This is a genomic window from Parasalinivibrio latis (genome assembly GCF_036825535.1).
GTDB classification, from domain to species: Bacteria; Pseudomonadota; Gammaproteobacteria; order Enterobacterales; family Vibrionaceae; genus Parasalinivibrio; species Parasalinivibrio latis.
This window is the reverse complement of the sequence record NZ_CP098812.1, coordinates 2,659,605-2,684,847: the sequence shown is the minus strand read 5'-3', so window position 1 is coordinate 2,684,847 and position 25,243 is coordinate 2,659,605. Positions and strand designations below refer to the sequence as shown.

The following is a 25,243-nucleotide window of genomic DNA, read 5'->3' as shown; positions in this document are numbered from 1 at the left end:
CGATTGGGTAAAATTACCGGAACTCTCCAGACTTTGCAGTCTTTTTGTCTAATTTTGTTGGCTTTTTGTTAATGGTGGCGCCGTGAAGAAGTTTTTGGTTATTGTGATGGCACTGATTGGAACAGTAACGTTTACCGCATGTTCCGGATTGATCGGGGCAGATTCCTCAAAAATGATTACCGGTAATGTCACTTACAAAGAACGAATAGCCCTGCCTGAAAACGCCAAAGTCACTGTGACCCTTTCCGATGTGTCAAAAATGGATGTCGCCGCAGAAGTGATCAGCCGTCACTCGTTCCTGACTGAAGGCGCTCAGGTGCCACTGAGCTATACCCTTCGCTATGAACCATCGGAAATCAATCCAAGCCACACCTATGCGGTCAGTGCCCGTATTGAAGTGGACGGTAAGCTGATGTTTATCAACGACACTGCGCACCATGTCCTGACTGATCCTGCAATGACTGTAGTAACAGATATTATGGTTCGCTCAGTTGGTCGGTAAGCAATACTGAATTTAAGAAAGGGGCGGAAATACCGCCCCTTTCTTGTCTCTGCGCTACTTGCTTCTACCAGCGAAACAGTCGCAGTGAGAGCTTGCCGGTTTCCGACACACTGACCCCTTCAGCCAACAGCTTTTCCCGTTGCCTAATCAGGTTGTCCCCCCTCAGAGATATCTCTCCTTTGGCATTAACCACCCGGTACCAGGGGATTTTTGAGCCTTCCGGGAGCTGGGAAAGCAATTTCCCAACATGGCGGGCGTGCCTTGGATACCCCGCCAGTTCTGCAACATCGCCATAGGTAGCGACTTTCCCCTCCGGGATACCGGCAATAGAAGCGTAAACCTTAAGAGCAAATTCATTGTTGTTTTCTACTTTGACCATGGTATCAGGTACATCGTTGGCAACGTAGTTATACGGTACCAGCAGGGAGGCTGTTGGCAAGCCAAAAAAAGCGAAGCCGGTGAAAGCTTCGCAAAGGTAGTACCAACTGATAAACCAATGGGTACAAGCGGATCAGGTTCCGGAACACAGTTCTGAGCCAGGTGGGCAACTTTGGCTCACCCGGAGAAGGACATGCTCTCGTCCGTAGTTGTTTTCAAAGGTCACTTTGATATAGCCGTCCCCGGACAATTGACTGTGCAGCAGGTTCATTTCATTGGAGCGGTTGGTGTTGTCATCCAGAAGCATGGAATCCAGATAGGTTTCGACTGGCGGAGTACTTTCATCCATGAATGCAACGCCGACAAAGTCTGCGCCTTCCGTATTTTCCCACCTCAGCTTGAACTGAGCAGGATTGGCACTGCTTTCAAGCCAGATATAGCCAATTTTCGGCGGATGGCTGTCAACATAGGTAACGAGTTCACCGTGTTCGGTTGTCCCGAATTCATTGGTTGCGATCATGTTGACCAACCCGGGTGAAGGATCCCCCGGCTTGTACTCCACCTCGTGATAGATTCCGCTTCCCAAAATTAGCGGGGTATTAATGAAATCTGATTCAAACCTTACCCCGTCAGTACCATGGAAGCTGGCCCCGACATATACCGTGTTGGATGTAATGGCGTAGCCGCTGCCCCCTTGGGTGAAGTTAGGCTCAACCCGTAGTGCTGTGGTGGTGAAATTAGGTGGTGCATCTGTGAGTTTCAGGCTAAGGAGCAGCGGGTCTGAAAATGCGGCGCCCCGGTCGAAGTCAGTGATGGTTGTATCTTTTACATCCGTCAGTCGGGCATTGACGTACAGCCCTTTAAGGGTGCGGTAGTTAATGTTGTTCCCGTCATAGATAAATTGCCTGGTTGTCCTTTGGACCGGCCCCCCCGGAAACGCAACACCCTGCTGGTACATGTATGTTTTGCCCGGCTCTGCCCCTAGGACATTGACGTTAACGGTAACAAATTCCGGCCGGCCTCCACCGCTTCCCGCGCCTCTAATCAAGCCTGGGGGGTTGATATCACAGTTGAAAGAGGAAAAGTGGCTGGTGGTTGCCTGCAACGCCAGGCCATTGGGGGTGGAGGCATCTTTAATCACAGCTCCCTGGCTTTGCAATATCCAGATACCGCTCTCCTCGTCCAGAATCCATAACGGGATAGTATTGGATTCCGTCAGGTCGTTACCGGCAATATCTTTGGTGGCATACAAGGGAAGGGTCAGGGTAGCGGTCTGGTTGTCGGCCAGTTGGAGCTTTTCTCCGTTTTGTTCGAACGTGACATCAACGACGCCATAAGAAAGTAACTGGTACTGGTCATCTTGCGTTGTCCCTGTGTCAGGGGCTCCGTAAAAACTGCCCGGAAACCCCTGGGAGAGAATAGGGTCGCTGGTGTCGATGGGGGTAATGTAGAGCTCTACGTTGCCGGTTACCTGACTCCCGTCTGGCATTCTCAGCGAGCCGGGGGGAAATTCCACACTGGCCCCGGATTGGCCGGTATACCTGCCTCCCCGGTCTGCATCTGCGGTGATGGGTGGCGCGCGCTCTATCAGGGTGACTTGCTTTGTGTAGTCAGCCTTGATGCCTTCAAAAAATACAATGCCATCCAGGTAACCCGGCTTTTCCACCTTCAAAATGCTGTCCGTTTCATGGGGTTTTACGGATACCCGTGAGTAAGGCGCATCGACCTTTACAGAATGAATCTCCATATTCGGTGAGCTAAGAGCCAGCCCGGTCACAGGGCGGCCTTTTCCATCAACGGCGGAAAAACGCAGCTCAACGTTACCGACGCCGGTTTCTCCCGGCTCGTTGTTGTCACCATCACTGCCAAACCATGGGCAGCCGGAAAGAAACATCAGGCTGACAGAAATGAAGACAAGCCTTCTGGCATGAAACCTCGTCAACGGCTTGAGTGAGAACATAACGCCACTCCTTGTTTTGGGAAATGCTTCCAGGCTACGTAAGGGAGGGGGGAATTTCGTACCCAGAATTAGGTATGTGTCAGCAAAGCAAGGGAACTACACTGGAGTCAGTTACCCGAAAGGATGGGACTGGATATGGTCACGGTAACCCTTGTTGAAGACGATGATGAAACGCGCGAACGGCTTTCGGAGGTCATATCCGGGCACCCGGATTTCGATCTGCTTGATGCCTCTGCAACCATGAAATCTGGTGTACAAGCCCTGCTGACCTTTAAGCCGGACGTATTGCTGGTGGATCTGGGGTTGCCCGATGGCTCGGGTGTCGATGTTATTTCCCAAATCTATGCAAACAAACTCGACACTCAGGCCGTTGTTGTTTCAGGCTTTCATGATGAGCACCTGGTCTTTGATGCGCTTGAAGCCGGTGCACAGGGGTATATCCTGAAACATGACAGATCGCAGAATATAGCTGACGCCATTCAATTGATGTTGTCCGGCGGGTCACCGATCAGTCCACTGATTGCCAGAATGCTTTTGCAGCGCTTTAACCGGCCCGTGGTGGAAAATGTACTACCGGAAGCCTTAACTGCCAGGCAGGAAAAAATACTGCATTATGTCAGCCAGGGGTTTTCATCCAAGGATATCGCGGAAAAGCTGAAGATCTCCTACCACACGGTTACCACGCATATCAAAAACATTTACGGCAAGCTCCAGGTAAACAGCCGGACGGAAGCGATATTCGAAGCTAAGAGGCTGGGCCTTATCAGGTAATCTACCCTGTTTTCTCAATCATGGTGCGGAGTTAGCCTGCCTGCAAACATATGCTCTCGTTAAGTCATATGGGAGTTGTAAATGGCAGGGATGGCGTTAAAGCCGGCTCAGGTAGGGTTGTCGGTTGCTGCACTGGTGGTCCTGGTCACCGGGCTCAGTTTGGCTGTTTTTTTTTTCCGCCTTCCTTTTCAATTCCTGCGGGTGCCGTCGAAATTAACCGTTTGCACGCAACAGCAAACCCTTCTGATTTTCCCTCCGAACTGGATGGTTTACCCTGGCAGCCGGCAAGTTTGCCCGATGACTGGTACCAGAGTGGAAAAACGTCAGATTCCTATTGGTACCGTTTTGTTCTTTCCGGCACGTCCGGTAATGGTTTGGACAGGGACAGAAATGTTGCCCTCTACTTTCCGATGGCCAGTGAGAACCTGACTGTTTACCTCAATGGCATCTGGCTGGGCCAAAGTGGAACCGATGGCCCGGTATTGGGGCGAAGCCACAACATTCCCCAGTTTTTTGTTTTCGCACCTGAGCGGTTAAATCCCGGGGAAAATACCTTTCTTTTCCGCGTCAGGGCGGAAACACCGGCTCAGGGCTTGCTCGACAGGGTATATCTGGGGAATGTACCGGATCTCCAGCCAGTCTATGAATGGAAATTCTTTAGCAGGGTATCTGTTGTGAAGTGGCTGACAGGAGTGATGCTGCTGATGTCGCCAATTCTTGCAGGGTTCTGGCTCTACCGCCAAAGGGACGCCGCCTACGGGATTTTTTCACTGGTATTGTTGTTTTGGGGGTTACACAACCTCAATCTTATTGTGGTAGAGATCCCAGTCAGCGGTAAGGTATGGGAGACCTTCACCATTCTGACCCTCGGCTGGACGGTTTCAGCGGTGATCTGGTTTGATCACCGGTTCCTTAATGTGACCAGGCCTGCCGTTGAGAAAGCCCTGCTGCTCCATTCCCTCGCGGGCTTGATGTTGTTTTTAACACCGGATTATCCGTCGCTGCTGTTTTGGGGTTATGGCATCTGGTACCAGTTCCTGGTGCTGTTTGGCCTTTATGCGACTGTATTCCTGTTCTCTGTTTTCCTTGGGCAAGGGAGCTGGGATGCGTACCTGATGTTGCTGGTGGGAGCAGTTATTGTTGTGTGCGGTGTACATGACATCCTGCTGGTTAACCATTTCTGGCCCCGGTTTGACGGGTTTGTTATCCAATACAGTGCGCTTCCGACAGTGGTGCTTTTTACCTGGTTCCTTATTCGCCGGTTCATTCGGGCGCTGAACACCGCGGAAGAGCTGACACGTTCGCTTGAAAGGCAGGTATATGAGAAACAACAGGCCATTGAAGCTCAGTACTCCCGGCTTTACCGGCTGGAAAAAGAGCAAGTCCTTTCGGAGGAGCGGGAGAGGATGATGCGGGACATGCATGATGGTTTTGGCGGCAGCCTGGTGTCCCTTGCAGCATTGCTGCAAAAACAGCAGGGGGAGGTTTTTGTACGCGCCCATGGGAAAGTGCAGGAATGCATTACAGATCTGAGGCTGGTGATTGATTCGCTGGACCCCATGCTTGGGGATCTGAATACTTTGCTGGCAACGGTGCGGGTCCGTATGTTGGGACAGCTTGAAAGTGCCGGAGTTGAGCTTGAATGGGATGTAACGGAACTGCCCGAAGGTACGTCATTCAGCCCGCAGAGAAACCTGCACATAATGCGAATCCTCCAGGAAGCGATGACCAACAGTATCAAACATTCCGGTTCGCGGAAGTTGCGGCTTTCGAGCCGGGCAGAAAAAGACGGGACGGTGAAGATTACTGTCCGGGATTTTGGCACTGCGGGAATATTGTCATTTGATTCAGGCCGTGGAATAGAGAACATGCGCTGGCGTGCCGGGCAGTTGGGCGGCAAGCTGGTGTTTACCGAAAACGGTGAAGGCATCAGTGTCAGGCTGGTGTTACCTGCCCCCTGAAATTTGCTAGCCACCACACAGTTTCTCCTCTCTCATAAACGAGACTAAGCGCTTATACTGTTTTAGAAAATCATGATATGCGCACAGGAGGTGCCGAATGATGAATCCGCCGATGTTGTGGCTCGCCGCCGCGTGTGTTTCGCTGGGCGGTGCTCTTTCCATTGGGGCATCCCATGCCACTTTGCCGCTTCTGGCTCTCGTCATTCCTGTCCTGTTTTTCCTGCCTGCTGCCGGTGTTGCCGGATGGATGATGTTAGCCGGGCTTAGCCTCTATGGCTTTACCCTGCCATACCAGTTGCCTGCTATTTCTGTTGCGGTGTGGATGACGGTGCCTGTTCTGGCTCTTGCTTTCGGCCCCCGGAGCCACTGGCAGGTCTCTGTGCTGGTGATTTGCATCCTGCTGGCAATGAATACAGGTATCCTCGCCTTGCAAAGTGAGGGCAAGCTGCCGGGCAGTGCCATTGTCACTGTCACCCAGGTAGCGTCAGTCTGCCTGGTCTGGTTTGCTGCAAGGTGCTGGAAATTTACCCCGCCTTACCAGCTTTGGCCGTTGCTTTTGGTGGCTGCCCTGTTAGTCGCCGGTCACCTGGGGGCGGCAGCACTGGCAATGTGTGTTTCGCTGCTTATCTATTTCCTGCAGGAAATACGACGCAAAGCACCAGAAAAATGGCTTTCGCACCTGATAGTTATCCTTCCCGCCATCGCCTTTGCAGCGTTGGTGTTACACCCCAAGCTGGACGTACCCAGCCCGGTTTTTGTCGCCTGGATCCTGACGCTCTCCTCTGCGTGGCTGGGAGAGTACCTGTTAGAAAATGAGGATGAAGAAGAGGAAGAACTCTGACTTTGTGCCTTGTTGAACCCAAAGGCTCCTACGAGTTCAAACCAGCAACTACCGCCAGACGCATAAACTCGCAGAAGGCTTTTTCTGCCGGATCCTGCTCCCGCTTTTTCGCCCAGGCGAGGCCCACATCCATGCCGGGTACCGTGTCATCAATAGAAAGCACTTCCACCCGTCTGCCTTCGAGCGACCAGGGGCGGTAAACCATATCCGAAAGGATAGATACCCCGTAACCGTTCGCGACCATACTGCGGACTGCTTCAACGGATGAAGTACGGAAAACCACATTAGGCTGGTAGGGGGTCTGGTTCCAGTAACGCTGTGCGGTGTTACTGGCTTCATCGACAGTGAGCATGATGTACGGCACTTCAGAGACATCCTGCAAAGAGATCTGTTTTTTCTCCCGTAATGGGTGGTGGGTACTGAGCCACAAGCGGCGGCGGGAGCTCACCAGCACCTCATAGGCAATATCTTCCTGGTTGATCAGGTTGGAGGTGAGCATTATGGCGAGGTCATATTCTCCGGAGAGCAGCCCTTCCTCAATATGTTCCCGCTGTGCTTCAAGAAGCTGGATTTCCACATGGGGGAAGCTGCGCTGAAATCTCACCAGGTATGGCGGGATAAAATAGCCTGCAACTGTGTAGGAAACCGCCAGCCGGATTTTACCTATCACTTTTTCGTGACTGCGGCTGGGGATACGCATTGCCTCTTCGACAGCCGCCATTATGTGCAGGGCATGCTGGAGAAACTGGTTGCCCTCGTAGGTAAGCACCATTCCGTGTGCATGGCGGGTGAAAAGCTGGGTGTCTAGCATCTCTTCGAGCGTTTTAAGTGCGGTAGTGATTGCCGACTGGGAAACGTTGAGATCCATGGCGGCTTGTGACACCTGCCCGGAGTTGGCTGTGGCAATAAAGTACCGGATTTGTCTCAGTGTCGGCATCATTTCTGTTTTCTCCAAGAGTAAATTCAAAAATTCTGATAGTGCGCCTTGAGAAGTTAACCATCTGTCCAAAGATGTTTACCTCAATCTTACGCCTTTCCCGTTCTCCAACCTGTCTCTTTTCTGCTTACGTTGCCCGTTCTGATTCGAGTCTTTCTGTATCTGAAAAAATGATATTGCTATTAAAAACTCAGAATTATACATAACGCTTCCCGGATTGTAACATCAATTTAACGTCTTGCATTGCCGGATTCGGGAATGCAGTTGAAGTAGCTGAAACAAACAGGGCATCTCTGCGCCCATGACAAGGATGGCGAGTATGAACAGGAATACCTTCGGAAAGGTTTACAGCAGACAAGCAATTCAAACAGCGGTGGCGGCGGCATTTATGGTGTCGACCTCGGTCAGTGCCTCTGATTGGTTTCCCTATCCGGTAGAGGTTTGGGAACCCGCTTTTAACATGCAAAGCCCGCGTACGCAGCAGACTTACCAGCCGGTCGCCAAAGCCGATAAGGCGTGGGATATCTGTGTCTCCTTCCCGCACCTGAAAGATGCGTATTGGACTTCGGTTAATTACGGCATTGTTGATGAAGCGCGCCGGACCGGCGTGAAAGTCCAGTTGGTGGAAGCCGGCGGGTATACCAACCTCAACAACCAGATCTCCCAGATTGAAGACTGCGTATCTGCCGGAGCGGATGCGGTGGTGATTGGTGCCATCTCGTATGACGGTCTCAATAACCTTGTTAAGTCACTGACGCAAAAAGGCATTCCGGTTATCGACATCGTCAACGGTATGTCATCACCAGAACTGAGTGCCAAGTCATTGGTCTCTTTCGGGGAAATGGGCTTTAAAGCCGGGGAGTATATTGCCAAGCGCCATCCCACTGGCGGAGAGACGGTAAAAGTCGCGTGGTTCCCGGGGCCTCCGGGAGCAGGTTGGGTAGAAGCGGGGAATGAGGGCTTCCAGAATGCCATCAAAGGATCAGCCATTGAGGTCGTAGAAACCAAATACGGTGATACCGGCAAGGAAGTCCAGCTCAAGCTGGTGGAGGACACCCTTGAAGCCCATCCGGATATCAAATACATCGTCGGTACTGCTGTTACCGCCGAGGCAGCGGTTGGCCTGCTTCGTGCCCGTGGCCTCGCCGGTGATATCAACATCATGTCTTACTACTTCACGCCGGGCGTTTACCAGGGGATCCGTCGCCAGCAAATCCTTGCTGCCCCTACCGACTCTTCGGTGATCCAGGGCCGGGTAGCCATAGACCAGGCGGTCAGGATCCTTGAAGGCAAAGACTACCTCAGGCATGTCGGCCCCAAACTTTATGTCATTGACGGTGACAACATCAATTCGTTCGAACGTGATACTTCCCTTGCTCCCAATGGGTTCCGGCCAACCTTTTCGGTAGAACCTTAATGGAGCCTGAAATGACGGAGCTACTCAGACTGGAAAGCGTTTCCAGGCAGTATCCGGGTGTGCTGGCGCTGGACAGTGTCAGCATGACTGTTAACGCCGGGGAGGTGCATGTGCTCTTTGGCGAAAACGGTGCAGGGAAATCAACGCTTATCTCGCTGATGGCCGGGGTGACGCAGCCAAGCAGCGGCGCGCTTTTTTGCCGGGGTGAGCCGGTGTCACTTCGCTCGGTTCAGGAAGCAAGGAAAAGGGGGATCAGTGCCGTGTTTCAGGAGTTTTCACTGGTGGAAACCCTGACCGTGGCAGAAAACCTGTTGTTGGGAGATGAGCCTGTCCGTAATGGGCTCATTGACCGGGAACAAGAATGTGCCCTGGTGGAAAGGGAGCTCGCCCGGCTGGATTTCGGGTTAAACCCGGGGACTACAGTCGGCTCCCTTTCCCGGGCCGGTCAACAGATGGTCGAGATTGCCAAAGCGCTGCGCAGTGATCTTTCCGTCCTGATCCTGGATGAGCCAACCGCCTCGCTGACTGAAAAGGAGACAGAACAGCTGTTTGCCCTGGTGGAGCAGTTGAAAGCGAAAGGCGTAGGCATTGTTTACATCACCCACCGGATGGCTGAAATCCGCCGGATCGCTGACCGGATCACTGTCCTTCGTGACGGAAAGCATATCGGCACTGTTGATGTTGCTGAGGTGAGCGAAGAGCAGCTGGTCGAGATGATGACGGGCCGGGAAATTGCCCAGATTTACCCGGATATTCCCTGGAAACCGGGGCAGGTTCTGCTGTCGGCAAAGGGTCTGTCAACGGCAGATGGACTGGTGAGGGACGCCACATTTTCCGTTCAAACGGGTGAGGTCGTCGGCTTTGCCGGGCTGGTAGGGTGCGGAAAATCAGAAGCCCTGCGTGCGTGTTTTGGCATTGAACGTGTCACAGAGGGAAGTATCCGGTTCGACGGGAAGGATGTTACGGGCCTTACACCACGTGAAATGCTGGAAAGGGGGCTTTTCTACAACTCGCGCGATCGCAAGGAAGAGGGGCTGATGATGATGCGCGGCGGGCGGGAGAATATGGCACTTGGTGCGCTGGATACCCCTTCATTCCAGGTGCTTTCCGGGCTGATAAACCTCCGGCATGAACAGCAGTGTGCGGGCACACTCGCAGAAAGGTTGCGGCTTTACCCCATGGACACTGAGCGTGAAGTATCGAGTTTCAGTGGGGGGAACCAACAGAAAGTACTGCTGGCGAAATGCCTCACCCGGGAGGTGTCGCTGTACATCTTTGATGAACCTACAGTTGGGGTGGACGTTGCCACCCGCGCTGAAATTTATGCCTTTATCGGAGAGCTGTGCAAGAACGGCGCTGCGGTAGTGATTGTTTCCTCCGAATTACCGGAAATCCTGCATCTGTGTCACCGGGCATATGTGATGCACAACGGCCGGGTGAGCGCTCATTTTGAAGGCGCGGAAATTACGGAATCTAACCTGCTGGAGCATTTCTTTGACCGTCCGGCAGCCAATGAACAACAGGAAGTTGAACATGAGATCTGAACAGAACAACCAGGCCATACCGGCTGATGCCAATCTGTCCCGCTCTGGCGGGATCCGTCCGGGACATTTGCTGAGGCGCTGGTTTGTCCGGCTGGGGGTATTGCCGTTTCTGCTGTTGGGGGCTGTGGTTATCTTCGCTTCCGTGTCGGATAACTTCCTCACTGCGCGCAACCTGATGAACGTCGTGCGCCAGTCATCTTACCTGACGCTGGTTGCCGTAGGGCAGATGGTGGTGTTGCTGACCGGGGGCTTTGATCTTTCTGTCGGCACCATGATTGCGCTTTCATCGGTGGTGGGGGCATCTGCCATGGCAGCCAGTTACGCGGCAATGCCTGACTTGGTGTGGCTGGCAATCATCCTTGGCGTTATTGCCGGAATGGCTGCGGGCATGGTGATTGGTGCGGTTAACGGGGCCGGTGTCGCACTGCTTGGGGTGTCGCCTTTCATGATGACGTTGGGGATGGCCTCAGTCGGCTTCGGTATCGCGCTCTACATGACCGGCGGAACCCCGGTTTACGGGATGCCTGTCGAGTTTGGGGACACCTTCGGGTTTGGTTCCATATTGGGGCTTCCCGCCCCGGTAGTTGTGGCAGCCATAGCTATCAGCCTTGCCTGCATTCTGGTGAACCGTACTCGTTTGGGGCGCTATTTCTATGCTGTTGGCGGCAATATCAAAGCAGCACGCCTGTCCGGTATCAATACGCAAAAAGTGCTGTTCACTGCTTATCTGCTTTGCGCTGCCTTTGCTGCCCTGGCGGGAATACTCCTTACCGCCCGTCTTGATACCGGGGAGGCCAATATTGGGGCTGCCATGCCGCTTGAATCCATTGCAGCCTGTGTCATTGCCGGTGTCAGCCTGCGGGGTGGTGTTGGGAGGCTTGAGAATGTCGTGTTGGGCGCGATTTTTATCGGCCTGGTGCAAAACGGGATGAATCTCGCGCGGGTGGAGTCGTATCTGCAGACCGTTGTGATTGGTGCATTGCTCATTCTTGCAGTCGTGGCTGATCAGATACGCCTGCGGATGCAGGAAAATATGCGGGAATCTTAAAAGGGGAACAGAAAAGGCATTCTGCCGGACTGGAGAGAAAATTGATGATTAATATTAACAGTGACATGGGGGAGAGCTTTGGTATCTGGAAGATGGGAGATGATTCTGCCCTGATGCCTTATATCACCCAGGCTAACGTCGCCTGCGGCTTTCATGCCTCCGACCCCAGCCATATGAAAGCCACGGTGGAACTGGCTAAAAAACATAACGTTAAAGTGGGTGCTCACTTTTCCCTGCCTGACTTGCAGGGGTTTGGCCGAAGGGAGATGAAAATCGGGCGGGATGAGCTGGCGAATTTGATTGCCTACCAGGTAGGTGCGCTGAAGGGCTTTCTGGAAATGGCCGAAATCGCTATGGCGCACCTTAAACCGCACGGTGCGCTCTATGGCATGGCGGCCCGGGAAGAAGAGGTCGCCCATGCGGTTGCAGATGTTGCGGAGCATTACCGGCTTCCTGTGTTGGGCTTGAGTGGTACCCGCCATGAGTCCGTCTTTACCTCTCGGGGTGTGGGTTTTATTGCCGAATTTTTTGCTGATTTGGATTATGACGACAACGGTGGGCTGATTATTACCCGTGAGCATGGGCTGACGGATCCGGATGCCGCTGCAGAAAAGTGCCTGCGTGCTGTGGAGAAAGGGCTTGTGACCAGCGTTAACGGGAAGGATATCCCGGTGACTGCCCACTCCATCTGTGTTCATTCCGACACGCCAAATGCCACTGCGGTGGCAAGGGCGGTGCGGGAAAAACTCGACCATTTGGTGCCCGCCACTTAAAGGGATACCGCTGAGGACTGCCAACAAGGAGACGTTAATGGACAAACCACAGATAGTTTCACCGTTACCCGGGGTGTTTTACCGCTCATCCTCACCTGACCAGCCAGCTTACGTTGAAGTGGGGGATACCATTTCAGAAGGAACGGTTATCGGGCTGGTAGAGGTAATGAAATCCTTCCATGAAGTACGGGCTGATGCCGGGGGCGTTATCGCTGAATTTCTGGTGGAAAATGAAGACCCGGTGATGGCGGGTCAGCCGCTGATAACGCTGGAAGGCTGATATTGCGGTACAGGAGGCGACATGTTGATTAAAAGGATGCTGGTGGCAAACCGGGGTGAGATCGCGGTGCGAATCATCCGGGCTGCCAGGGAAATGGGGATTCACACCATTCAGGTTTACAGCGATGCGGATAAAGAATCCCTGGCGGTCAGGATGGCTGATGAGGCTATCTGTATCGGGCCAACCAAGGCAGCCAAGTCTTACCTGAATATTGAATCCATATTGGCCGCGGCAAGGGATACCCGGGCAGATGCTGTCCATCCGGGGTATGGCTTTCTGGCTGAAAATGCAGAATTTGCTGATGCTGTCATTGAAGCCGGCATGGTATTTATAGGCCCGGAAGGTGACATCATGCGGCGGATGGGAGACAAAGCCACGGCCAGGGAAACTGCCGCCAATGCAGGTGTACCCACAGTACCGGGCAGTGAGGGACGAGTGGCGACATTGGACGTTGCACGGGAAATTGCAGCGAATATTGGTTACCCGGTGATGATAAAAGCCTCTGCCGGAGGCGGCGGGCGGGGGATCCGGGTTGCCAATGATGAAACGGAGCTGGCAGAACAGTTTTTCCCTGCCCAGTCTGAAGCGGAAGCCGCTTTTGGTGACGGCGGCCTGTACCTCGAAAAGCTGGTACTGGGTGCCCGGCATATCGAAATACAGGTACTGGGAGACGGGCAGAAAGCAGTTCATCTCTTTGAACGTGAGTGTTCACTTCAGCGCAGACGCCAGAAAGTCTGGGAGGAAGCCCCAAGTTGTGCGCTAAGCAGCCCGATTCGGGAGCGGATGGGTGCGGCGGCTGTGCTGTTGGCAGAAGCGGTTAATTATTGCGGCGCAGGGACTGTAGAGTTCCTTTTTGATGAAAAGACCGAAGAATTCTATTTCATCGAAATGAATACCCGGATTCAGGTGGAGCACCCGGTTACTGAGTGGATAACCGGCGTTGACCTTATCCGGGAGATGATTTCCGTCGCCCAGGGTTTGCCGCTTCCATTCGCACAGACCGACATCCCGTGCCGGGGACATGCCATTGAAGTGAGGATCAACGCGGAAGATCCGTCCATGGACTTTATGCCCAACCCGGGCACCATTTCTTCACTGACATTGCCGGAAGGCCCGGGTATACGGTTCGACGGCCTGCTTTATGACGGCTATGCCATCCCGCCATTTTACGACTCCCTTTTGGGCAAGCTGATCGTCTGGGATACCGACAGGGAGAAGGCCATCGCCCGGCTTAAAAGGGCGCTTGAGGAATTCAGTATTGAAGGTGTCAAGACAACCAAGCCGCTCCATCAGGCTTTGGCCGAAGACAAAGACGTGCTTGCTGGCAGGGTTCACACAAAATGGCTGGAACAATGGCTGGTGTCTGACAGCGCTAAACTGCGAGGAGAACAAGGATGAAGACCCGCTATTCCTTTGGAGGGGACGAGCACCTGTTCGTCGAAGTTGATGAGGAAATGTCACTGGCTGCCTTTTTCAAGGCACTGTCGATGACGGAAACGCTGAAAACAAGGCAACTGGATGGCATTACGGAAATCTGCCCGGCCAATGCCTCCTTCCAGGTGAAATTTAATCCGGATATCCTGCCGCCGGATGACCTGTTGGCAACCTTACAGGATATTGAAAAGACCGCCGGGGAGGGCAAACAGGAAATTGATACCCGGGTGATTGAGGTACCGGTGTTTTACCGCGACCCATGGACCCAGGAAACCCTGATGCGTTTCCGTGAGCGCCACCAGACCCCGGATAAAACCGATCTGGAGTTTGCTGCTGAGATCAACGGTTATCCGTCTGTTGATGCCTTTATTGATGCCCATGCCGGGTCACCCTGGTTTGTTACTATGGTGGGGTTTGTGTCCGGCCTGCCGTTTATGTACCAGATGGTGGAGCGCGCACGGCAAATCCAGGTGCCCAAGTACCTGAGGCCAAGAACGGATACGCCCAAGCACACCGTCGGTTACGGAGGTTGCTTCAGCTGTATCTATTCCGTCCGTGGTGCCGGTGGCTACCAGATGTTCGGTATTACCCCCCTGACCATTTTCGATCCCCAGCAGGAAATCAGTTACCTCCGTGATTTTATGGTGTTCTTTAAACCGGGGGATATCGTCAAGTTCATGCCGGTAGATAGGGAAGAATTTGACCGGGTAAGCGAGGCGGTGGAAAGCGGCAGTTACCAACCCCGTATTCACCCGGTCCGGTTCTCCCTGGACGATTTTGAAGCAGACCCTAGCGCATATAACACGGAAATGTTGGAGGTGCTCAATGACCGTTAATGTATTGCATCCCGGATTGGCGACATCGGTTCAGGACCTTGGGCGTCCCGGTTATTTCCATCTGGGGATCCCTGTTTCCGGCGCGATGGATCATTTTTCGCTTCGCTGTGCCAACCTGCTGGTAGGAAATGATGAAGGCGCTGCCGCCCTGGAGGCGGTGTTCGTCGGGCCGAAGTTACAGTTTGAACACACTGTAACCGTGGCAGTTACCGGTGCAGAAATGACCCCTATGGTGGACGGTGTCGCCCAGGATACCTGGTCATCATTTGATGTTCTGGCCGGGCAAACATTAAGCTTCAGCCATTTAAAAGCCGGTGCGCGGATCTATATCGCCATCAGTGGCGGCATCGATGTGCCTGAAGTGCTGGGGAGTCGCTCAACCTATACATTAGGCGCACTGGGCGGCCACCAGGGCCGGACGTTGGCTGAAGGGGACATACTGCCTCTTGGTAAGTCGAATGTCAGTAAAGATAAAGCCGGGCGTTTTTTACCGGTGAGCCTTCGTCGGGAAGTGAATGCCGAAACCGCATTAAGGGTTGTCCCAGGCCTGTATTGGCACCGGGTGACAGAGCAATCTGGAAAACAATTCTTTGAGGATACCTGGACGGTTGCACCGGAAGCTGACCGAATCGGGTACCGTTTCCGTGGTGGTAACCCGTTAGGTTTTGTCAAGCGTGAGCAGCCTTTTGGTGCAGGTTCGGACCCGTCTAATATTGTGGATGGCTGTTACCCCTATGGCTCCATACAGGTTCCGGGCGGTACAGAACCTATTATCTTGCACCGGGATGCGGTATCCGGTGGCGGTTACTTTATGCTGGGAACGGTCATATCGTCGGATCTGGATTTAATTGGCCAGATGCAGCCCAACACTAAAGCCCGGTTTGTTTCAACAACCCTGGAAGAAGCACTGGCGGCCAGAGCTGAATACCGGGATAGATTGGAAAAAGCCAGAGCAGTATTAAGATAGGGAATTAATATTATCTAAGTAGGATATTCCCAAACCACTCCAAGGTGCATTCACACACATTGAAACGTTTTGGGTATAAGAATAATGGTTGCATATTGCAGCCATTTTCTTTTCCTGTGTCTAACAGGTTTTATTTATTGTCGTATAATAGTATTCTCACTTTTGAAATGAAATAAATAGAGTAGGTGCGTGTAGTCTTATTTCAAAGCCATTGAAAAGGAATGCATAATGAAAAAAGGGAAAGTAATTACAATAGTACTGTCTGGATTATTGGTTTCTCCTTCTACGTTTGCTAAAGAAGGACTCTCTTTTTCATTCGGCCTTGGCGGGGCATTAAACTATCAAGAGGATGTGAAATTAAAGCTGGATGGACAGGATGATATAGACCTCGGCACTTTATCCTTTGATACCAAACCCTTCCAAATGCCGTTTTATTGGGATTTAAAACTTGGGTACTGGCAGGAAAACAAAGGATGGGAGCTGGAGCTTCTTCACCATAAACTCTATGCCTCAGGCCTGAATAATTCCCGTGTAAGCAGCCTTGAAGTCACCCATGGTTATAACCTTGTTTATCTGAACCGGGCAATTGAGTTTCGTCCTTCATGGCTTGGCCGTATTGGCCTTGGTGCTGTGGTACCCCATCCAGATATGACGATTGATGGAAATAAAGTCAGTGGCGGCTATCATCTTGCCGGTCCCAGTGCGCAATTGTCACTTGAGAAAACATACCGCTTCAGAGAGGACTTTCTGGTTGGGCTGGAAGGGAAGATGACTTACTCCTACGCGGAAGTGGACTTTGATGGTGGCTCGTTTGAGTTGCCTAACACCGCCGTCCACTTTCTTGTTTCCCTTCAATATGATCCTGAATAAGTTCGCGAAGATTAGAACTTAAATTGCCCGGCGAGGCCATAGGTTTCGCCGTCAGTGTAGGGGGTCAGGATGAAGTCAGAGATAGAGTACCCCTTTTCGGTCACCATATACTGAATACCTATGGCTAACCCGGCGCCTGCAATGACGTCGCGCCAGTAATGTTTATGGGCATCTACCCGTGATGCGCCTACAGATGATGCCAGGGCATAGGCAGGAAGCCCATATTCCCAACCGTATCGGAAGTGCAGAAACGCAGCCCCCTGGAAGGCAGCACTGGTGTGCCCGGACGGGAAGGAATGGCGACTGACACCATTCGGCCGTTTAGCTCGAACGGTATATTTTAACACCTGCGTTGCAGTTGCCGTATATATGGCACCTTCGGTCATCTGAATCAGACCTTCATAGTCGTCATTAAAAAACGCCATTAGCGCGCCCGTCAGTGGAACAGCAACCTGTGTAATATCACCGAAAGTTTCAAAGTCATCGCTGTCTGCGTTTCTATAATTTGCATGAGTATTTAATGACACAAAAAAAAGCGTAATAAAAACCCAATGAGATAATCCTTTTCTCATAGTACCTCTAATATTAAACTAATTTAATAGTGCGTTATTTATATGCCCTATTATTTACAGGGCTAATGCTGATATTAAATAAATAAAATATTATTTCGATACTGGTTTAGTACTTTATTGATTAATTTTGAACTGGATTAATGCAACAAATATAATGTTTTTATTGCATATGTGTTTTAGTGAACTCAAGTTAATTCATGGACGTAAATGAAATGGGTGCAAAGTGAATTAAAATGCAAAAATCGGACGTATTATATTTTTGATAATTTGAGATATTAAGCAATTGAGTGCTTATTGGGGTTGTGGGTAAATAAATTAGGGAACTGAAAATCAAAGGATGGTATGCGGTGCACTGATGGTGGCTAATTTTTCAGAGTGTCGCCGACACCATCTTATAAATTGATAGCACACTAACTACCAATATTCATATCTATCTGTTTTAAAAGCACAAAAAATAGTATTACTCTAGTATATAGATAGAAAATACTAAAATTTGATAAGGCTGTCTGGACTAGCATCTTCCACCTTGCGGTTTAATGCCCGAGAGCAAACGCCCAACATCTCTATTGATGTTGACAGGCGCATGTTTGTCGCTCGGAGACACGGAAACCGTTAAAAACGCCTTTCATTTAGGAGCACTAAGTCGACCATGTTTGGATTGATTTATATCGTCACAAAGAATGTATCAAACAATCAATTCTTAAGCCGCCTCACCGTAGTTTTATAACCACTAGGCTTCAGGGGCTTCAAGCCCTTATCAGTGCGCGCTTGATTCAACGCTTCAACGCGCAAAAGAAAATCGTTGTGAGCCTTGGTGTAATTGATTTGTAGGTTCTTTCTAAGGTGCTCACGTACGACCTGATCAAGTAGTTGAGATACCTCTTTATCAGTTTTTGGTGCCCGGTTTCCTTTTGATGCGTGGGCTGGTTTTAGTGACTGCTTTTTCCATCCAGATTTCACGAACAGGCTTACCCAATTAGCCAAGGTTCTCCAGCTTGGCGGGTGATTATCATCTATGGATATCGAGAAGTCTTTAATCCAGGGAGCTAGCCTTTTCTCTGTGTATGCAGGAACACTTGAATCAAGAACTGCCTTTACGTACGAGTAACGTCGCTCCATCTCAGCCTCATATCTGGCTTCATTTCGGATGCTTTTGGGTTTTTCACGCTTTCGAACGGGATTGACGAAAACTATGTCTGGGACGTTATCTGCAGTAGAGCATATCAATATGCCGTTTAAGATATGCCTTTCGATTTTAGTTCTAGGGAAAGAGAAATGTCCGCCATGCTCGATGTCTTTGATGGTGACTTCATTATTGTCGACTGAACTGACTTGGTAATAAGAGCACTTGCCTCCTCGAAAACGTTTAATCAGCACAAGTTCTGGATCTCGGAAGTTCATTGTTGCTCCACTCTCCGTCTAATGCGTTTTCTAAACCCTTCCATCGATACAGGCACCAAACGAGGCTCCTGAACCCTTAAGCGCCGTTCGTTCTCTGAGGCCAATACCCCTAAATACTGTCGGTATAGCGTTGAATATTTCTCACCTTTTCCCAATCTGTCTAGAGTGGCCTCAATAATTCGAACATTCTCTGGACTAGTCTTCGCGTTACGGTTCCCTGATCTCTGCGTTTTCGGAACTAGGCTCTCTTCATTCGACGCACTGGTAGTATAAGCCTTAATCCATCTATACAGAGTTCCTGGGCTCGGAGGAGTTGAGTCAACCAATTCGAGAGACTTTATGCTGATATAGCAACTGAGCTTCCTCATTGACCCCAACGACATCCCGCTATCAATCGCCCCTTTTACATAGTCGATCCGCCTTTGCGTTTCCCGATTTAACTTAGCCTCAGCCGGCGGCAAACTGTTCTTCAGCTTTTGGGTAATGGCTGCGAGTTCATCTTCTTGTGCGGTTTCCAGTACGCGCTGTTCGAGGAGTTCACCCAAACGATTTCCCGTAAAGTGATATTCGGTCCCTTCTTGAATATCTCTAAGAGTCACCATCCCATCATCCTCATTTACGATTACTCGCATGAAACATTTCCCATATTTCGTGCTTTTGGTCAGTACAACGTCTTCGGATAGCGAGATGGTCATAGATGGCTGCTCATGTGGGGTATACCCTAATTGAACGACAAGAATATCTGCGAAGTCTGTTCATTTAGGGTGGTTAATCGGATAAATCAACACTATGTTCATTAAGTCTAGATTCTAAATGAGCAAATGCCATGGCAAAGGTGGGATATGCCCGCGTATCGACGCAAGACCAATCATTGGAGCTGCAAATTCGGATATTGAAAGATGCTGGGTGTCAGAAGATCTTTTCTGACACAGCATCAGGTAGCGATACTCGCAGAAAGGGACTCATCGACTTAAAGAAATATCTTCGTGCTGGAGACATGCTGCTCGTTACCCGTATTGACCGAATCGCCAGATCAGTCATAGACCTTCAGCAATTGGTTGTTTATCTCAAGGAGCAAGAAATAGAACTGAGAGCGACCGAACAACCAATTGCCACTGATTCTGCCGCAGGGAAAGCGTTTCTCGATATGTTAGGAGTATTCGCTGAGTTTGAGCTCAACATCCGGAAGGAAAGACAGTTAGAGGGCATCGCTGCCGCTAAAGCAGCGGGTAAGTACAAAGGTCGCAAACCCACTGCGACCTCTATCAAAAACCAGATTATTGCCATGTACCAAAACCATGAGTCGATTTCGAATATAGCTAGGTTTTTCAACGTTTCACGCAATACCGTTTACAAAGCCATTCGTGAACACGGTGAATAGCATTGGGACAAAAGTTTGCCAATGACTTCCCTAAATTAGCAACTCATGGATAACTACAGGTATAGAAAGTCGTTAGCTTTATGTCCAATATCAATGGTGCAGATCAGGCGGTTGTAATCCATCTACAGTGCAACGAATAAAGAGCGAGCAAAATCAGACTATTAGGTAATGTTATTTCGTTAACAAGCAGATAAACACTATAATGCCGCCATACTCATTGGAGGGCATATGGCAGTAAGATTAGAAAAATTATTGGTGAGCAATTTTCGCTCAATTGGATCCACGCCTGTCGAGATTGAATTAGACGATATAGTCATTTTGGTTGGTGGGAACAATTTTGGTAAAAGTACAATACTGAAGGCTTATCATTCAGCAGTGAACAGCGAACCACTTGGTTTAGATGATTTTCATAATCGAGTGTTGGATAAAGACGCCTTACCAACTGTAGAGATACACACACGTTGCTCAGGAACTGATAAACCGAGTGATCATTTCTACACACCAGAAGAGAATGAAACCGAAGAAACTTCTTATCTAATTAAAGAACGCTTCATTTGGAAACAGAAAGACAAAGCGCCTTTTAGGTATGGGTACTTAGTAAAAGAGGGGCGTTTTGCAGAAGATACTGATAAACCAAGAATGCCATGGTCTAATGACGGTGCTTCTAAAAAGAATAGACCTAAGGCACATTTAGTAGGCACGTTTAGTAATCCAGAAGAACAATCTGAAGCAATTCAAAGCATTTTAGTTGATGTGTTCTTAGAAGAACAAGTTAGAAAATTCAAACCAACAAAGCAAGATGCAGATTACTCGACTTTGTACGAACAAATGTCGTCCTTAAAAAAAGAGTTCGTAGAACAAAGCACCGAGACTCTGGGAACCTTAGCTAAAGAAATTTCTCAATACGCTTCCAAAATAATCCCTGGCCATGAACTAAAAATAAACATTAGTGAGAAAGAAATTGCCAGTTCTAACCTGAAGATTTTTGATTCTTCAGAAGTAGATGTACGATTTGGGAAAGGAGAACAGGTGTTCCCAATTAGTCATCATGGTAGCGGTGCTAGAAGGACATTGCTTTGGTCTGTGCTGAAACAAATCGCTGAAATGGGATATGAATCTTCTGGGAAAGGAAAAAAAGCAAAGAAATATAATCAGTTGGGTGATTACAAGTCACATTTACTACTACTGGATGAACCTGAATTAAGTTTACACCCTTCAGCCTGTAGAGATACAAGAGACATGCTATATAACCTTGCCGAAAATAATGAAAACTGGCAAGTAATGATAACAACTCACTCTCCAAGTTTTATCGACTTAACACGTGATCATACTAAGATTATTCGAGTAGAGAACAATTCGAATGATGAGGTTGAAGCAACAACAATTTTTCGACCAGATCAAATTAACTTTACTGAAGATGAAACAGAGTCGTTGAAATTGTTTAACTTACTAAACCCAGATGTAATGGAGTTTTTCTTTGGCGGCAAGGTTTTCTTAGTTGAAGGAGATACTGAATACACTGCATTTGGTAAAATAATCAAAGATTATAAAGAAAAAGGTGATACGACTTTTGATAACTTGTTCATCCTTCGCTGTGGAGGCAAAGTGCAAGTTTCAATGTTCATGAAAATTCTCAACCACTTCAAAAAAAGTTATTTCGTACTTCATGATATTGACACCAAGCAAATCCTTAAATACCGACTAATGAAAGTCGAAGGGACGAATAAAAAGGAAAGAAAGCCTAATATTGAAAACAATCCAGCATGGACCAACAACAGTAAAATTCTTGAACAAATGTCAGAATACAGCCAAGTGTTTGGCTCAGTTATTGATTTTGAAACGGCTTATTTCAATGAGCCAGTTTCAGCAGGCAAACCTGAGAATGCTGTTGCTAAAATGAAAGAAGAAGAGATCTACAATACCGTTGAAAGCTTGTTGTTAGCTATTGTTACACAAGACAAAATCAAACTTCCTTCAGGAGCCGTTGAATGGGATGCAATAGAACAGATAAGCGATAAGTTTGACTCATTCGCAAACTCATTCCCAGATGTTATTCCTAAATTGCCAAACTAACTATAGGAGGCTGTACAGCCTCCTTTAAAAACGATATCCAATATATTTACAACCCAAATGAACATTCCTTGCCCATTCTAACACCAGATTAGATTTTGTAGGGAAAACGCACGCCTCTCAAATTTGTAGAGTATTTGTACTAGCGGATATTGGGGCATGAACGTGCCAGAACAGATCGGCCTGACACGAGGCTAGGAAATAAATGAGGTGGCGCTATAAAATATTATGCACGGGAACATTAAATTTTGAACTTTGCAACCATATGATAAGGAACAAAGAACAGACTACCTTTAGCTCTGGTGCATGCAACATATAGCTTATTTTTTGTCGTCGATTTAAGCTCATTTAACTTGTCATTTTTAAAACTGGTGAGCGTTGTCTTATTTAGCACTACACATACATCGTCAAAATCGTCTAAGCCTTTAGTATTCCCCCAATTATTGGTGTACCCTTGATATTTGTCACTATTACTATAGAAAAGTTTAATCAATCTATTATTTTGAAATAGTTCATCGATTTTTTCTAAATCATCAATGAAAGTTACTTGTACTTCATCTTCTCTATGGGACTCGATTTCAATACCAATTTTCCTAGAGACAAAATCACAAACAGACGGGCTACATCTATGACTTTTAAGAAGTGATTTTGTGTCAATACTATACCCAGCACTTTTGAACTTTTCTTTATACTCTTGCATATTTTTATGCAAATTCTCTTGGATTCTACCATCTCGACTCGTATCAAACGTATGTTGGAAAAAATCACCAAGTAATAGTAATTCTACGTTTGCATCAGCTAATTTCAACAAGAGATTAAAGTCATTAGCTGCAAAATCTTGCACTTCATCAACGCAAACCAAATCGAAGTATTTCTCTATTCTCCTGCATAATTTGTCCCCAGTCTTTTGGTACTGAGTGAAGAGTTTTGCGATTCGACTAGAATAAATTCTACGGCCATCGTCAATAAAGTGCTCCTTTGTGTTTTTTTTTGCCATTTGGGCTTTTGCGGGTAGTTTCTTTGCAAAATTAATGCCCTTCGCTTTATCTCCAATAACTGGTCGAAAGCAAAATGAGAACAAGAATGTGAAGTAGCTGTATACTCTGATTCCTTTAGGTATAGAACCGAACTTTTTTAGTATTCTGTTTTGTAAATTTAACGTATTGCTTTCCGTGTAAGTAACTATGAGACAACGACTATCTTCGCTAAGTCTGTCGATTATTGTTTTCGACTTTCCAGCACCTGCAACAGCAAGAACTACTGTCTTATCCATTCAAATGCCTTTTCTATATAACTAGGAACTTTAACAATATTAGCCTTTTTGTCTAATAGCTTAAATGCGCTCTCAGTTTTGTTTGCTAGCATGTAGTCTAGGGGCGATTTTTTTATTTGCCTGCCAGAAAATAAATCATCACATATCTGCTGATTATCTTGATAAATACATACTTCAAAGGTGTATCTCTTATCGTTCGCATCTGAAAAGACTTTAATATCATCGGTCACGTAACCTTCATAATTACTAACGCAGTTTTCTTCAAAATCACCGTCATTATCTCTTATAACTGCAATTCTAACATTCAGGTTTCTTGCCAGTTCCATGTATCTTTTAAAACTTGTACCGCCTACGGAAATTACATGCACCCCATCATTAGCTAATTTTGAACCTGTAACACTTTCGTATAGCGATTCAACAAGTATGTATTCAGCATCCCCTTCAACTAAAATTACCTTACTCGATAAAACCAACTCAAGAATATTATTGTTCGGTGCTTTAATAAAAAATTTAGCTGTATCTGGCGTGAGTGCTTTGAGCGATAAAGGCACCGTAGAGGAGCTATTTATAAGTATTGCTTTTCTTAAATCTAGCCTGGAGCAGATTAGGCTACTATGAGTCGCGATGATAATTTGGCTACCGCTTGAGCGTTCGATTTTGTTAACCAACTCGTTCATATTAGTATGACTTAGGTGGTTTTCGGGTTCTTCGAGTAAGATTACATCGATATCCTTACCACCTTCTTTTTTTCTAAGCGCAAACTCAGTCTTTACGAAGCACTGCCTTCCTTTACCCCTATTTTCAATAGGTATGGAGTCTTGAGTTATGGTTAAGTCAGTTTCTAAGTTGAACTTTGAACCAGAGCGAATCGAAAAATCAAAATCGTCTAAACCAGAATTGATTAGCTTTAGGTTCTCATCCCTAAAATTCAGTTTTTGTTGACGATATTCATTTTGAAGCTTCACTCTTTCAGAGTTAGCTACAGACGCTTCATACATTGTTTTGATGTAATGGGAGTGCGCATAGTCAGTATTTATGTTTGCACTGTCTATGGTCACGTATCGCAGAAGTTTACGAAAGCCAGAATATGGCTGACCAGCGAAAGTGGAAAATTTAATGGAGTAAAATTCAAAGGGGAAGTTATTCTCATCTAAAGATAAAACCTCATGAATCAAGTTACCGAACTCAAGGTCAGGCTCGCATACTAACCGTATCCCGTTAACTTCACCTGAGCCAAGATGATTGACTCCACATAGATCAAGATTACCTTCTTCATTCAAATGTATTTCTGCATGAATTTTTGGTAATTTATCAATGCTCTTAATATCGAGAGAGAGAAATTCATTAACAGCATCAACGTTCATTAAGTTTTCGATACCAATAGATTCTACTCGACTCCGACTACCGCTAAGTACCAATTCTATGGCTGTCAATATTGAGCTTTTACCTGCTTCATTGTCACCAAGAATTACGTTCCTAGTTTCATCTAGAGGTATTGATAACTCCCTAAATCTTTTGAAGTTCTCTAACCTTAACTTAACTATGTGTGTCATAAGCAACCTTTGTCTAGCTTTTATTTTTATTGATTTGCCAGCATTAAAAAAACGATAAACATATGTACTCTCACATATGCTTCTGGTCAATCTTGTTTGCCCAGGAATATGGCTATAACCCAGTTGAGCCTGAGTGTGCAGTCAAACTCAAAATGAGGCAAAACTATCCTAAGCTACCGCCCTTCGCTTCTCGGCACGCAACATGCCATTATTGTCTAAAACTTTTAGCGGAAATGTACCATAAAGTGCATAAAGCAGGGCTTGACTTTGATCGCGTGGAAAATTTATTGGTTACTGATTAATCAGGCAACAATAGCCAAAATTCTCATGCCAAATGGGTCAGGGTTAAAAGATTAGTTTAAGTAATGGAAAGTTTGTGTTCTTCGGGATATGTGAAGAAAATTCGTAAATGGAAAAGGGGCAGGAGTTCGCTAAGGAAAGCAGCGCAAAGACGTCTATGCTGCTGTCTGGTAT

At 48.1% G+C, this 25,243-nt stretch carries 23 protein-coding genes; 15 read left to right on the top strand and 8 right to left on the bottom strand.

Annotation, left to right across the window (positions count from 1 at the left end; translation table 11 throughout):
- Positions 1–82: 82 nt before the first annotated feature.
- Complete coding sequence (locus NF212_RS12415; protein ID WP_434356060.1) at positions 83–502, top strand: YbaY family lipoprotein; 420 nt, start codon at positions 83–85, stop codon at positions 500–502.
- A gap of 64 nt (positions 503–566) precedes the next feature.
- Here the strand turns inward: NF212_RS12415 and NF212_RS12410 are convergent, their stop codons facing one another.
- On the bottom strand, positions 567–881 hold the full coding sequence (locus NF212_RS12410) for an MGMT family protein (protein ID WP_434360881.1): 315 nt from the start codon (positions 879–881) through the stop codon (positions 567–569).
- A 132-nt stretch (positions 882–1,013) separates the two neighbouring features.
- Positions 1,014–2,840, bottom strand: a complete 1,827-nt coding sequence (locus NF212_RS12405) for a hypothetical protein (RefSeq protein ID WP_434356058.1) — start codon at positions 2,838–2,840, stop codon at positions 1,014–1,016.
- Positions 2,841–2,975: 135 nt separating this feature from the next.
- On the opposite strand from NF212_RS12405, the gene NF212_RS12400 reads away from it, so the two are divergent.
- The 3 genes from NF212_RS12400 (at position 2,976) to NF212_RS12390 (ending at position 6,413) form a co-directional block, all read left to right on the top strand.
- A complete protein-coding gene (locus NF212_RS12400; RefSeq protein ID WP_434356056.1) occupies positions 2,976–3,611 on the top strand; it encodes a LuxR C-terminal-related transcriptional regulator in 636 nt (211 codons plus the stop codon).
- 68 nt (positions 3,612–3,679) lie between these two features.
- Positions 3,680–5,572 carry a hypothetical protein gene (locus tag NF212_RS12395; RefSeq protein ID WP_434356054.1) on the top strand — a complete coding sequence of 631 codons (1,893 nt, stop codon included), beginning with the start codon at positions 3,680–3,682 and terminating at the stop codon, positions 5,570–5,572.
- A gap of 97 nt (positions 5,573–5,669) precedes the next feature.
- Positions 5,670–6,413: a hypothetical protein gene (locus NF212_RS12390; RefSeq protein WP_434356052.1), complete on the top strand. Its 744-nt coding sequence runs from the start codon at positions 5,670–5,672 to the stop codon at positions 6,411–6,413.
- A 28-nt stretch (positions 6,414–6,441) separates the two neighbouring features.
- Here the strand turns inward: NF212_RS12390 and NF212_RS12385 are convergent, their stop codons facing one another.
- The gene (locus NF212_RS12385; RefSeq protein ID WP_434356050.1) at positions 6,442–7,353 is read right to left on the bottom strand and encodes a LysR family transcriptional regulator; all 912 of its coding nucleotides are present in this window, start codon (positions 7,351–7,353) and stop codon (positions 6,442–6,444) included.
- A 316-nt stretch (positions 7,354–7,669) separates the two neighbouring features.
- On the opposite strand from NF212_RS12385, the gene torT reads away from it, so the two are divergent.
- From torT to NF212_RS12340, 9 genes are all read left to right on the top strand, one after another.
- Complete coding sequence (gene torT / locus NF212_RS12380) at positions 7,670–8,767, top strand: TMAO reductase system periplasmic protein TorT (protein WP_434356048.1); 1,098 nt, start codon at positions 7,670–7,672, stop codon at positions 8,765–8,767.
- 11 nt (positions 8,768–8,778) lie between these two features.
- Positions 8,779–10,311 carry a sugar ABC transporter ATP-binding protein gene (locus NF212_RS12375; RefSeq protein ID WP_434356046.1) on the top strand — a complete coding sequence of 511 codons (1,533 nt, stop codon included), beginning with the start codon at positions 8,779–8,781 and terminating at the stop codon, positions 10,309–10,311.
- On the top strand, positions 10,301–11,359 hold the full coding sequence (locus NF212_RS12370; RefSeq protein WP_434356044.1) for an ABC transporter permease: 1,059 nt from the start codon (positions 10,301–10,303) through the stop codon (positions 11,357–11,359). Before NF212_RS12375 ends, NF212_RS12370 begins: the two co-directional genes overlap by 11 nt.
- A 44-nt stretch (positions 11,360–11,403) precedes the next feature.
- Entirely contained in the window at positions 11,404–12,132 is a 729-nt protein-coding gene (gene pxpA / locus NF212_RS12365) for a 5-oxoprolinase subunit PxpA (RefSeq protein WP_434356042.1), read from the top strand.
- Between the two features lie 37 nt (positions 12,133–12,169).
- Positions 12,170–12,412, top strand: coding sequence for an acetyl-CoA carboxylase (locus NF212_RS12360; RefSeq protein WP_434356040.1), 243 nt, complete (start codon positions 12,170–12,172; stop codon positions 12,410–12,412).
- 24 nt (positions 12,413–12,436) lie between these two features.
- Positions 12,437–13,810 carry an acetyl-CoA carboxylase biotin carboxylase subunit gene (locus tag NF212_RS12355; RefSeq protein ID WP_434360880.1) on the top strand — a complete coding sequence of 458 codons (1,374 nt, stop codon included), beginning with the start codon at positions 12,437–12,439 and terminating at the stop codon, positions 13,808–13,810.
- Positions 13,807–14,682, top strand: a complete 876-nt coding sequence (locus NF212_RS12350) for a 5-oxoprolinase subunit B family protein (protein WP_434356038.1) — start codon at positions 13,807–13,809, stop codon at positions 14,680–14,682. Before NF212_RS12355 ends, NF212_RS12350 begins: the two co-directional genes overlap by 4 nt.
- Positions 14,672–15,649 carry a biotin-dependent carboxyltransferase family protein gene (locus tag NF212_RS12345; protein WP_434356036.1) on the top strand — a complete coding sequence of 326 codons (978 nt, stop codon included), beginning with the start codon at positions 14,672–14,674 and terminating at the stop codon, positions 15,647–15,649. Before NF212_RS12350 ends, NF212_RS12345 begins: the two co-directional genes overlap by 11 nt.
- A gap of 228 nt (positions 15,650–15,877) precedes the next feature.
- On the top strand, positions 15,878–16,519 hold the full coding sequence (locus NF212_RS12340; RefSeq protein WP_434356034.1) for a hypothetical protein: 642 nt from the start codon (positions 15,878–15,880) through the stop codon (positions 16,517–16,519).
- Between the two features lie 11 nt (positions 16,520–16,530).
- On the opposite strand, the gene NF212_RS12335 is transcribed toward NF212_RS12340, so the two are convergent.
- The 3 genes from NF212_RS12335 to NF212_RS12325 all read right to left on the bottom strand — a co-directional run bounded on the left by NF212_RS12335 (position 16,531) and on the right by NF212_RS12325 (position 19,124).
- Positions 16,531–16,944: a phosphatase PAP2 family protein gene (locus NF212_RS12335; RefSeq protein WP_434356032.1), complete on the bottom strand. Its 414-nt coding sequence runs from the start codon at positions 16,942–16,944 to the stop codon at positions 16,531–16,533.
- 840 nt (positions 16,945–17,784) lie between these two features.
- A complete protein-coding gene (locus NF212_RS12330; protein WP_434356030.1) occupies positions 17,785–18,492 on the bottom strand; it encodes a hypothetical protein in 708 nt (235 codons plus the stop codon).
- Positions 18,489–19,124, bottom strand: coding sequence for a hypothetical protein (locus tag NF212_RS12325; RefSeq protein WP_434356028.1), 636 nt, complete (start codon positions 19,122–19,124; stop codon positions 18,489–18,491). Before NF212_RS12325 ends, NF212_RS12330 begins: the two co-directional genes overlap by 4 nt.
- A gap of 194 nt (positions 19,125–19,318) precedes the next feature.
- Between NF212_RS12325 and NF212_RS12320 the strand changes: the two genes are divergently transcribed.
- Positions 19,319–19,873, top strand: a complete 555-nt coding sequence (locus NF212_RS12320) for a recombinase family protein (protein WP_434356026.1) — start codon at positions 19,319–19,321, stop codon at positions 19,871–19,873.
- 228 nt (positions 19,874–20,101) lie between these two features.
- The gene (locus NF212_RS12315) at positions 20,102–21,946 is read left to right on the top strand and encodes an ATP-dependent nuclease (RefSeq protein WP_434356024.1); all 1,845 of its coding nucleotides are present in this window, start codon (positions 20,102–20,104) and stop codon (positions 21,944–21,946) included.
- A gap of 238 nt (positions 21,947–22,184) precedes the next feature.
- Here the strand turns inward: NF212_RS12315 and NF212_RS12310 are convergent, their stop codons facing one another.
- Together NF212_RS12310 and NF212_RS12305 are read right to left on the bottom strand one after the other, a co-directional pair.
- A complete protein-coding gene (locus tag NF212_RS12310) occupies positions 22,185–23,216 on the bottom strand; it encodes a hypothetical protein (RefSeq protein WP_434356022.1) in 1,032 nt (343 codons plus the stop codon).
- Positions 23,201–24,769: an ATP-dependent nuclease gene (locus tag NF212_RS12305; protein ID WP_434356020.1), complete on the bottom strand. Its 1,569-nt coding sequence runs from the start codon at positions 24,767–24,769 to the stop codon at positions 23,201–23,203. Before NF212_RS12305 ends, NF212_RS12310 begins: the two co-directional genes overlap by 16 nt.
- Between the last annotated feature and the right edge of the window lie 474 nt (positions 24,770–25,243).

Excerpts from the sequence above, each read along its gene's own strand:
- NF212_RS12305 (WP_434356020.1), bottom strand. The coding sequence starts at position 24,769 with ATGACACACATAGTTAAGTTAAGGTTAGAGAACTTCAAAAGATTTAGG.
- NF212_RS12315 (WP_434356024.1), top strand. The coding sequence starts at position 20,102 with ATGGCAGTAAGATTAGAAAAATTATTGGTGAGCAATTTTCGCTCAATT.
- pxpA (WP_434356042.1), top strand. The coding sequence starts at position 11,404 with ATGATTAATATTAACAGTGACATGGGGGAGAGCTTTGGTATCTGGAAG.
- NF212_RS12320 (WP_434356026.1), top strand. The coding sequence starts at position 19,319 with ATGGCAAAGGTGGGATATGCCCGCGTATCGACGCAAGACCAATCATTG.
- NF212_RS12325 (WP_434356028.1), bottom strand. The coding sequence starts at position 19,124 with ATGCGAGTAATCGTAAATGAGGATGATGGGATGGTGACTCTTAGAGAT.
- NF212_RS12390 (WP_434356052.1), top strand. The coding sequence starts at position 5,670 with ATGATGAATCCGCCGATGTTGTGGCTCGCCGCCGCGTGTGTTTCGCTG.
- NF212_RS12340 (WP_434356034.1), top strand. The coding sequence starts at position 15,878 with ATGAAAAAAGGGAAAGTAATTACAATAGTACTGTCTGGATTATTGGTT.
- NF212_RS12395 (WP_434356054.1), top strand. The coding sequence starts at position 3,680 with ATGGGAGTTGTAAATGGCAGGGATGGCGTTAAAGCCGGCTCAGGTAGG.
- NF212_RS12405 (WP_434356058.1), bottom strand. The coding sequence starts at position 2,840 with ATGTTCTCACTCAAGCCGTTGACGAGGTTTCATGCCAGAAGGCTTGTC.
- NF212_RS12335 (WP_434356032.1), bottom strand. The coding sequence starts at position 16,944 with ATGGCGTTTTTTAATGACGACTATGAAGGTCTGATTCAGATGACCGAA.
- NF212_RS12350 (WP_434356038.1), top strand. The coding sequence starts at position 13,807 with ATGAAGACCCGCTATTCCTTTGGAGGGGACGAGCACCTGTTCGTCGAA.
- NF212_RS12375 (WP_434356046.1), top strand. The coding sequence starts at position 8,779 with ATGACGGAGCTACTCAGACTGGAAAGCGTTTCCAGGCAGTATCCGGGT.
- NF212_RS12370 (WP_434356044.1), top strand. The coding sequence starts at position 10,301 with ATGAGATCTGAACAGAACAACCAGGCCATACCGGCTGATGCCAATCTG.
- torT (WP_434356048.1), top strand. The coding sequence starts at position 7,670 with ATGAACAGGAATACCTTCGGAAAGGTTTACAGCAGACAAGCAATTCAA.
- NF212_RS12310 (WP_434356022.1), bottom strand. The coding sequence starts at position 23,216 with ATGGATAAGACAGTAGTTCTTGCTGTTGCAGGTGCTGGAAAGTCGAAA.
- NF212_RS12385 (WP_434356050.1), bottom strand. The coding sequence starts at position 7,353 with ATGATGCCGACACTGAGACAAATCCGGTACTTTATTGCCACAGCCAAC.
- NF212_RS12410 (WP_434360881.1), bottom strand. The coding sequence starts at position 881 with ATGGTCAAAGTAGAAAACAACAATGAATTTGCTCTTAAGGTTTACGCT.
- NF212_RS12345 (WP_434356036.1), top strand. The coding sequence starts at position 14,672 with ATGACCGTTAATGTATTGCATCCCGGATTGGCGACATCGGTTCAGGAC.
- NF212_RS12330 (WP_434356030.1), bottom strand. The coding sequence starts at position 18,492 with ATGAACTTCCGAGATCCAGAACTTGTGCTGATTAAACGTTTTCGAGGA.
- NF212_RS12400 (WP_434356056.1), top strand. The coding sequence starts at position 2,976 with ATGGTCACGGTAACCCTTGTTGAAGACGATGATGAAACGCGCGAACGG.
- NF212_RS12360 (WP_434356040.1), top strand. The coding sequence starts at position 12,170 with ATGGACAAACCACAGATAGTTTCACCGTTACCCGGGGTGTTTTACCGC.